Origin of the sequence: Synechococcus sp. H60.2 (assembly GCF_047462315.1) — a bacterium.
Classification (GTDB): Bacteria; Cyanobacteriota; Cyanobacteriia; order Thermostichales; family Thermostichaceae; genus Thermostichus.
On the sequence record NZ_JANSIZ010000094.1, the window covers coordinates 1 to 7,885 of the forward strand.

The 7,885-nt window shown below is 63.0% G+C and carries 8 protein-coding genes and 1 pseudogene; 7 read left to right on the forward strand and 2 right to left on the reverse strand.

From position 1 onward, the window contains the following. Nucleotides 1-25 precede the first annotated feature (25 nt). Nucleotides 26-442: pseudogene (locus NW845_RS11685) on the reverse strand (RNA-guided endonuclease TnpB family protein); the annotation flags it as partial. 205 nt (nt 443-647) lie between these two features. Between NW845_RS11685 and NW845_RS11690 the strand changes: the two are divergent. The 7 genes from NW845_RS11690 to rpiA all read left to right on the forward strand — a co-directional run bounded on the left by NW845_RS11690 (nt 648) and on the right by rpiA (nt 6,767). Then, a complete protein-coding gene (locus NW845_RS11690) occupies nt 648-1,454 on the forward strand; it encodes an SH3 domain-containing protein (protein ID WP_414366559.1) in 807 nt (268 codons plus the stop codon). Between the two features lie 77 nt (nt 1,455-1,531). Further along, nucleotides 1,532-2,464 (forward strand): hypothetical protein, encoded by a 933-nt coding sequence (locus tag NW845_RS11695; RefSeq protein ID WP_414378661.1) that lies wholly within the window; start codon nt 1,532-1,534, stop codon nt 2,462-2,464. A gap of 70 nt (nt 2,465-2,534) precedes the next feature. Further along, nucleotides 2,535-3,068, forward strand: a complete 534-nt coding sequence (locus NW845_RS11700; RefSeq protein ID WP_414366555.1) for a hypothetical protein — start codon at nt 2,535-2,537, stop codon at nt 3,066-3,068. A gap of 2 nt (nt 3,069-3,070) precedes the next feature. Further along, complete coding sequence (gene cbiM / locus NW845_RS11705; protein ID WP_414378662.1) at nt 3,071-3,715, forward strand: cobalt transporter CbiM; 645 nt, start codon at nt 3,071-3,073, stop codon at nt 3,713-3,715. Beyond that, a complete protein-coding gene (gene cbiQ, locus NW845_RS11710) occupies nt 3,702-4,535 on the forward strand; it encodes a cobalt ECF transporter T component CbiQ (RefSeq protein WP_414378663.1) in 834 nt (277 codons plus the stop codon). Before cbiM ends, cbiQ begins: the two co-directional genes overlap by 14 nt. Nucleotides 4,536-4,677: 142 nt before the next feature. Then, on the forward strand, nt 4,678-6,057 hold the full coding sequence (gene rimO / locus NW845_RS11715) for a 30S ribosomal protein S12 methylthiotransferase RimO (protein ID WP_414378664.1): 1,380 nt from the start codon (nt 4,678-4,680) through the stop codon (nt 6,055-6,057). A gap of 17 nt (nt 6,058-6,074) precedes the next feature. After that, a complete protein-coding gene (gene rpiA / locus NW845_RS11720) occupies nt 6,075-6,767 on the forward strand; it encodes a ribose-5-phosphate isomerase RpiA (RefSeq protein ID WP_414378665.1) in 693 nt (230 codons plus the stop codon). Here the strand turns inward: rpiA and pdxA are convergent. Then, on the reverse strand, nt 6,730-7,776 hold the full coding sequence (gene pdxA / locus NW845_RS11725; RefSeq protein WP_414378666.1) for a 4-hydroxythreonine-4-phosphate dehydrogenase PdxA: 1,047 nt from the start codon (nt 7,774-7,776) through the stop codon (nt 6,730-6,732). The two genes, rpiA and pdxA, sit on opposite strands and share 38 nt — an antisense overlap. Between the last annotated feature and the right edge of the window lie 109 nt (nt 7,777-7,885).

Consider the following 7,885-nt stretch of genomic DNA (forward strand, 5'->3'; position numbering starts at 1 on the left):
GAGAGCCTGTGAGCCTGCCCCGCTAGTAGGAGCCAACATCCAGCTCAAAGCGTTCGCGTCCCTCGACGGTGGTCAGCGATACTGTCCAGCCCCTCTCACGGAAAAAGAAGATGCGGGCGTCATACGTGACAAAGCCACCCTTAAACGCTATGACTGAACGGTTTTTCTGCTGAGCAACCTTGCGGGCAGCGGCTAACCTTCTGCCTACCTGTTGTGCCACTCGCGCTAGCGGGACAGAGTCCTTATTGCTGGAGAGACCAAACCGCGCCCGAATCTCGCGGTAGCAAAGGGATTGGAGCTTAATAGCGTTGACTATCTTCTCTGGCGTGTTTTGGTTAACCCAGTTTAATGCTTGTGCAAAAGCATCCAGAGTCGCATCCAGCTTGGCGGCTTGTGACGCAGATACCTTGAGCTTGCAGGAGATAGTTAAAACTTGGGTCATGTTGCAACTATACGTTATCCGCATTCCTCCCGGCCCTGACCCTACGGGTACAGGACGGGGCTCCTGCGGTTTCTAGCTGAAGATGTTATAAATGATCGAATGATTGAGATGCGAGCGCTTTGATGACTGTAAGCCCCCGCTTGTCAGCGAGGAGAGCGTCTCGTCTGTGGATTCTTGCTGCTGACTTGGCGGGGAGGGGTAGTGGATGGTTAACCAGCGGATGCGAGGCCGTTCCTCTCCTGCCTCTGGGATCCTCCCCTTTGGCTCCTTGATGGTGCTGAGTGTTTCCGTTGGGGCCTTGGCGGCCTTGGGCTGGCAGTTGTGGCAGCTCCTTGCCCCAATGTTGGCTCCCCCTGCTCCACCCCAATTTCAGCGGGCGGTGCGCCCGGCTCCCTTGCCCAGCCCGACAAGTTTGCCTTCTCCCCCCTTTGTTCGCATCAGTGGGACAGAGTCCTTGCCGGCGGCGGGCACCATCGACCCTGAGACCTTTCCTCCCGGCAGCCGCGGGCGGGTGATTGAGCCGATTGGCCTGGCCATTCGCAGCCAGCCTTCTGCTGATGGAGCCTACCAAGGGGGAATTGTGGCGGGGGAAACGGTGACGGTGCTGGAGTACAGCGCCGATGGCCGCTGGCAACGGGTGCGGCGGGAGTTGAACGGTCAAGAGGGCTGGGTGCGGGCGGGCAATTTGGGCCCTGTGGAAGGGGCGACAGAGGTTGCTTCAGCCACAACTTCTGCAACTTCTACAGTCGAATCCACGCCTGACCCTACTCCTTTGCCGACTCGGCTTTCGGCAGCAACAAACATTGCCCCCGGCTCACAGGGGCGGGTGATCGAGCCAATTGGTTTGGCGCTGCGAGCCACTCCCGACCGGGAAGGGGCCTACATCGGTGGTGTGCCCATGAACGAGGTGGTGACGGTGTTGGAGTACAGCGCCGATGGCCGGTGGCAGCGCATCCGGCGGCAGAACGGGCAAGAGGGCTGGGTGCGGGCTGGAAACCTGGCGCAGGAGTAGCAAGATGCCCCAGCGGGGGATTGTGGTGCCCCGAAAGTTTGTGTTTGGCTAGGTCAGTAGCGCTGGCCGAACTCTAGGTGAAGCAACTCCTCTCTCCCTTGTGGGTCATTTCCTTCAGGGATCCCTTAGCCAAAGGGGTAGTTTTTGCTCTGGTGGCCCTGGGGCTGGCCTCTGGGATAACCGCTTGTCGCCCGGCGGCAAAACGGGAGGGGATCAGGGAGCCGCAGGCGATCTCTGCCTCGGCCAAAGGCACGCTGGAGCTATGGGCCAACGGCGAAGCATTCGTGCGGGAGGGGCTGGTCTCCAAGGACGGCTGGGCACTGCAGTTTGAGCATGTGTACGTGACGCTGGCAGATGTCACGGCCTACCAGACAGATCCCCCTTTTGATCCGCAAGGGGAGGAGGAGCTGCGGGCCAAGGCCCTGGTCAGCCTGACAGGCCCTCTCACGGTGGATTTGGTGCCAGCGGCGGGGGCAGAACGGGTTCTGCTGGGATCCCTGGAAGCTCCCCCTGGCCACTACAACGCCTTGGCTTGGCGCCTGGTGCCGGCAGCGGAGGGGCCGGCCAAGGGCTACTCCCTCTGGATTGAGGGCAAAGCCCGGCCAGCAAAAGGGGAGGGAGAGGGGATCCCCTTTGTGCTCAAGTTCAGCGCCGAGCTGGCCTTTGTCTGCGGCGAGTATGTGGGGGAAGCGCGCAAGGGCTTTGTCCAGGCGGGCCAGGTGGCGGATCTGGAAGCGACTTTCCACTTTGACCATCTGTTTGGGGATGGCAGCCTACCGCCGGAAGATGACCTCAATCGGGTGGCGCTGGGGTTTGCCCCCCTGGTGAAGCTGGATCCCCTCTCTCTGGAGCAGCGGCTAAAGGGGGGATCCGACCCTCTGGTCTGGGATGACCTGCAGGAAAGTGGGACGGCGTCCAAAACCCTCTTGGAGATCCTGCAGAACTTGGGCCACGTGGGGGAGGGCCACTGCCGCGCGTCCTCTGACCGCCTCGACAGGACGGGATCTTGACCTTAGGTCTTTGCCCTCAAGCTTGGGTGGCTTTTGCAGTCGAGAGATTGTCCTCTACTTTTGCCGACCGATGCACTTAGTCTGGCCAAAGCGCCTCCCTTTCTACACTTACTGGCAACTGAGCTGGCTGGCCTGCGGCCTGCTCTTGTCTACTCCGGCTTGGGCTCATGGGGTGGAGGCCTCTTGGCGGGCCGTTCCCACTTTCGAGATCCAAGCCCGCTACGATTCCGGCGAGCCGCTGCGTTCTGCCCGCGTTACGGTGTTTGCACCCACCCATCCCACCACCCCTTGGCAGGAAGGGCAAACGGATGAGCAGGGGCGATTTCTGCTGCAGCCGGATCCTGAGCTCAAGGGGCTGTGGCAGGTGCGCATTCGCCAGGCCGGCCACGGCGTGGTGGTGAATGTGCCGGTGGGCGAAGCGGCTATGCAGGCAGAGGGGATCCCCAACGGCTCCTCCTTTGGCCCTCTGCAGCGGGGGGTTATGGCTGCCTGCATCCTCTGGGGGTGCTTGGGTACGGCCCTGTTTTTCTCCCGGCCCCGTCCCTCCCAAGGCCCAGAACTCCCCGACTCCCCAGGGGGTGCTGCCGCTTTGAGCCAGGACTAGCCATGCACATCAGCGAGGGCCTTCTGCCAGCACCGCTTTGGCTGGGGGGGTATGGCATCACTGCCCTGCTGACGGGTTGGAGCCTACACCTCCTCCAGCGCTTGGAAAAGGATCCCCGCCGCCAACTCCCCAAAGCGGCGCTGCTGACCGCCGCCTTTTTTGTTGCCTCCTCCCTTCACCTGCCTTTTCCTCCGGCCAGCCTACACCTGCTGCTCAATGGCTTGTTGGGCGTGCTGTTGGGGGTCTTGGCCTACCCGGCAATTGTGGTGGGCCTGTTTTTCCAGGCGGTGGCTTTTGGCCACGGGGGGCTGACCACGCTGGGGATCAACGCCGCCATTATGGGGATCCCGGCGCTCTTGGCAGGGGGGATCTTTCGGGCAGGCCGGCAGCTAATGGGAGCTGGGTTGGCGGCCTTCTGGGCGGGAGCGGCGGGGGTGGGGCTGGCGGCGCTGCTCTTCTATGGGGTGCTCATGGCTGCTCTCCTAGGCGAGGGGACGGTCTCCACCCAAGCAGAGCGCTTGGCCTTGGGCAGCTTGGTGATGGCCCACCTCCCTCTGGCAGCGGTGGAGGGGCTGTTTACCCGTTGGGTGGTGCGGTTTTTGCAGCGGGTGCAACCGGATCTGTTGGGAGAAGATGCCAAAAGATAGGGCCGAGGTCGTCATCTCCCCGGACCTCAGGGGAAGGCAGTTCTCCCCACCCGCTCCCCTCCCTCCCTCCCCCGCTTGGCTGCGCCGCTGGCGGCCTTTGCCCAAGCTGGTGGGCCTAGGAGCCCTGATGGCAGCTTGCGCCCAGGTGCAGCGCTTAACCTTGCTGCCCCTAGTCTGGGTGCTGGTGGCTCTTCTCTGGGCGCTCTCCGGGTTGCCCCTGCGCCAAGGGCTAAGACGGCTGGCTGCTCCAGGCGCTTTGCTCATCGCCTTCGTTGCCCTTCTACCCCTAGTTGTGGGAGATACCATCCTCTGGCGCTGGGGATCCCTAGCTTTGCGCTGGGAGGGGCTGGAGAGGGCGCTCTGCCTTGGCGGGCGCAGCCTGGCCCTATTGGCGCTGGCAACGCTGCTGGTGGAGACCACCCCTCTGCCAGCCCTGCTGGCAGCCCTGCGGGCTGTAGGGATCCCCGACCTCCTGCTGGAACTGGCCTGGTTGACGCAGCGCTATTTGCAGGAGATAGGCGCCCAGTGGCAGCAGATGCAACGAGCAGCCCGCTTGAGGGGCTGGCAACCGCGGGGATCCCTGTGGCGCCCGGGCCCGGCCTTGCGCCAAGACCTGCCCTTCCTGGCTGCTGCCGTAGGCACTCTCCTAGTGCGCAGCTATGAGCGCTCTGAGCGCGTCTATCAGGCCCTGCGTCTGCGAGGCTATGGAAAAGCGCCCTTGCTCCCAGAAGAGAGGGCAGGGGATCCCTGCAGTTGGGCGGCCAGCGGTCTGGCAGTGGCTGTAGCTCTTGGCTTGGTGTGGGTTCAACTTGGGGGGTAGGCCGATTGAGCTGGTGGGCAGACGATCCTCCTCCCCGCCTTCAGAAGCGAAGCCCAACTAGAACTAGAATAAGAAAGCTTTAATTTCTGGTGTCGCCATTTTCTCGGCCTCTCCTGTGGCTATGAACCGGTTGGAGACCGCTTTGCCTACACCCTCTCGCGGCCCTGTCGCTCCTCCAAAGGAAGCACCGGCCGTTGCCGTTGTGCACCTGGGCTGTGAGAAAAACCGGGTGGACACAGAACACATGATGGGTCTGCTGGCCCAGGCGGGCTACCGGGTGGAAGGGGATGAAGACAGCGCCGACTACGTTATCGTCAACACCTGCAGCTTCATCGAGGCGGCGCGGCGGGAGTCGGTCAGCACCCTGATGGAGCTGGCGGTACAGGGCAAGAAGATCATCATCGCCGGCTGCTTGGCGCAACACTTCCAAGAGGAGCTGCTGCGGGAGATCCCGGAGGCAGTGGCCATTGTGGGCACTAGCGACTACCACCAAATTGTCCAGGTGATTGAGCGGGTGGAGCGGGGAGAGCGGGTTAACGCCGTTACCTCCAGCTTGGACTACATTGCCGATGAGACCGTCCCCCGCTATCGCACCACCCACGCGCCGGTGGCCTACCTGCGGGTAGCTGAAGGGTGTGACTATCGCTGCTCTTTCTGCATCATCCCCCACCTGCGGGGCAAGCAACGCTCCCGCTCCATCGAGTCTATCCTGCGGGAAGCAGAACAGCTGGCTGCAGAAGGGGTGCAGGAGCTCATCCTCATTTCCCAGATCACCACCAACTACGGGATCGACCTGTACGGGGAGCCACGGCTGGCCGAGCTCATCCGCGCCCTAGGCCAGGTTCCCATTCCCTGGATCCGCATGCTCTACGCCTACCCCACGGGCATCACCCCAGCGGTGGTGGAGGCCATTCAGGAGACCCCCAATTTCTTGCTCTATCTGGATCTGCCGCTGCAGCACAGCCATCCCGAGATCCTCAAGGCCATGAACCGCCCCTGGCAGGGCCAGGTCAACGACCGGTTAATCGAGTGGCTGCGCCAGGCGCTGCCCAACGCTGTGCTGCGCACCAGCTTTATTGTGGGCTTTCCCGGCGAGACGGAGGAGCACTTCCAGCATCTGTTGGACTTTGTGCAGCGCCACCAATTTGACCATGTGGGGGTGTTTACTTTTTCTCCTGAGGAAGGTACCCCCGCCTACCACCTCCCCCACCCAGTGCCTGAGCGCGTCAAAAAAGAGCGCCGCGCCCGCCTAATGCAACTGCAGCAAGGGATCGCCTTCCGCCGCAACCGCGAGCAGGTGGGCCGGGTGGTGCCTGTGCTCCTGGAGCAGGAAAACCCCCGCACTGGCGAGTGGATTGGCCGCTCCCCCCGCTTTGCCCCTGAGGTGGACGGGGTGGTGTACGTGCGCGGGCCGGGATCCCTGGGATCCCTGGTGCCGGTGCAGATTACACGGGCCGAGCCCTACGATCTCTTTGGCCAGGTGGTGGAGGCACTGCCAGGCTTTAGCTGGAGTGGACGGTAAGATAATCTGGTTGGACTATGGCCAGTGCAGATGAGCTAAAACAGGCGGCGGCCCAGGCGGCAGCTCAAAAGGTTCAGTCGGGCATGGTGGTGGGCCTGGGCACGGGATCCACAGCCGCTTTTGCCGTGAGCGCCCTGGCGGAGCGGATGCAAAAGGAGGGGCTGCAGTTTATCGGGGTGCCCACCTCGGAGCGCACAGCGGAACAAGCCCGCTCGCTAGGGATCCCGCTGGCCACGCTGGAGGAGCAGCCGCGCCTAGATTTGGCCATTGACGGCGCCGATGAAATTGAAGTGGGATCCCTCAACCTAATCAAAGGAGCGGGGGGAGCCCTGCTGCGGGAAAAATTGGTGGAGGCCAGCGCTGCCGAGCTCATCATTATTGCCGATGCCTCCAAGAAGGTGCCGCATTTGGGCACGCGCTTTCCGGTGCCGGTGGAGGTGGTGCGCTTTGGCTGGAAGACGACCCTAGCGCGGGTGGAGGCCCTGGGCTGTCAGGCGGTGCTGCGGCGCAATGCCGACGGGGATCCCTACCTCACCGACGAGCAGCACTACATCCTCGACTGCCAGTTTGGCCCCATCGCCGATCCAGCCAAGCTGGCTGAGCAACTCAAGGGAACGGTGGGGGTGGTGGAGCACGGCCTGTTTATCGGCATGGCCACGGAGGCCATTATTGCTAGCCCTGAAGGGATCGAGACGCTGCGGCGGAGCTAAGGGCCAACTCGGCTGCCAGCAGGATGGCCTGCTTGAGGCTCTCGGCCCGGGCCACCCCTTGCCCGGCTATGGCAAAGGCGGTGCCGTGGTCGGGGGAGGTGCGGATGAAGGGCAGCCCCAGGGTCAGGTTGACGGCCCGGTCAAACGCCAGCAGTTTTACAGGGATCAGGCCTTGGTCGTGGTAGAGGGCCAGGTAGGCGTCGGCCACGGCGGGGGATCCTTGGCCATACCAAGCCTGGGCGGGAGCCAGCCACATGGTATCGGGGGGGAGGGGCCCCCAGATTTTGGCGTGGGGATAACTACTTAGCAGCTCCGCCAGCCACTCCTGCTCCTCTGAGCCCAGTTGCCCCTGTTCGCCGGCATGGGGGTTGAGGCCAGCCACGGCAATGACGGGATCAGCAATTGCAAAGAGCTGGCGCAGGGATTCCGCCAGCAGGTCCAGCTTTGTGCGCACCAGTTCGGGGGTAAGGGTGAGGGGCACCTGGCGCAAGGGAATATGGGTGGTGGCCAGCAGAACTCGGAGCTGCCAGCCGCTGTGGGGGGAACGGGCCACAAACAGCATGCCGTAGCGCTCGCGCCCGCTGAGCTGGGCCAGGACTTCGGTCTGACCGGGAAAGGGGTAGCCCGCCTGGTGCCAGAGGTATTTGGCGATGGGGGCGGTCACGATCCCTTGGAACTGCCCCCGCAGCGCTTCTTCAATAGCTGCTTTCAGGTAGCCAAAGCTGGCTGCCCCGCTCTGGGCATCCCCCCGACCCACGCGCGAGGGCTCTAGGTGGAAGCCGCTGGGGCACTCCAGGACTGGGATCCCTGCTGGGTCGGCTAAGGGATCCGTTACCCCTTTTGCTTTCAAGAGGCGGTGGGCAGCCTGCAAAACCTGCCGCTCGCCTACTACGGTTATCTGGGCGCAGGCCTGCACTTGGGGATCCGCCAGGGCCTTGAGCACAATTTCCGGTCCAATCCCCGCCGGATCTCCCAACGTCAGAGCCAGCTTTGGCAGCACTGAGCTCATTGGATCCTCCCAAAGGGGAACCAAAGATTTCCTTTCCAATTTCTAGGGATCCTCCCAAAGGGGGAACCGAAAGAAAGAAGGGCTTGGCTTAGCACCATAGCCCTTCTCG

What these genes read in the sequence shown, in the direction of transcription:
- cbiM (WP_414378662.1), top strand. Translation starts at nt 3,071, where the DNA reads ATGCACATCAGCGAGGGCCTTCTGCCAGCACCGCTTTGGCTGGGGGGG.
- NW845_RS11690 (WP_414366559.1), top strand. Translation starts at nt 648, where the DNA reads ATGGTTAACCAGCGGATGCGAGGCCGTTCCTCTCCTGCCTCTGGGATC.
- rpiA (WP_414378665.1), top strand. Translation starts at nt 6,075, where the DNA reads ATGGCCAGTGCAGATGAGCTAAAACAGGCGGCGGCCCAGGCGGCAGCT.
- cbiQ (WP_414378663.1), top strand. Translation starts at nt 3,702, where the DNA reads ATGCCAAAAGATAGGGCCGAGGTCGTCATCTCCCCGGACCTCAGGGGA.
- pdxA (WP_414378666.1), bottom strand. Translation starts at nt 7,776, where the DNA reads ATGAGCTCAGTGCTGCCAAAGCTGGCTCTGACGTTGGGAGATCCGGCG.
- NW845_RS11700 (WP_414366555.1), top strand. Translation starts at nt 2,535, where the DNA reads ATGCACTTAGTCTGGCCAAAGCGCCTCCCTTTCTACACTTACTGGCAA.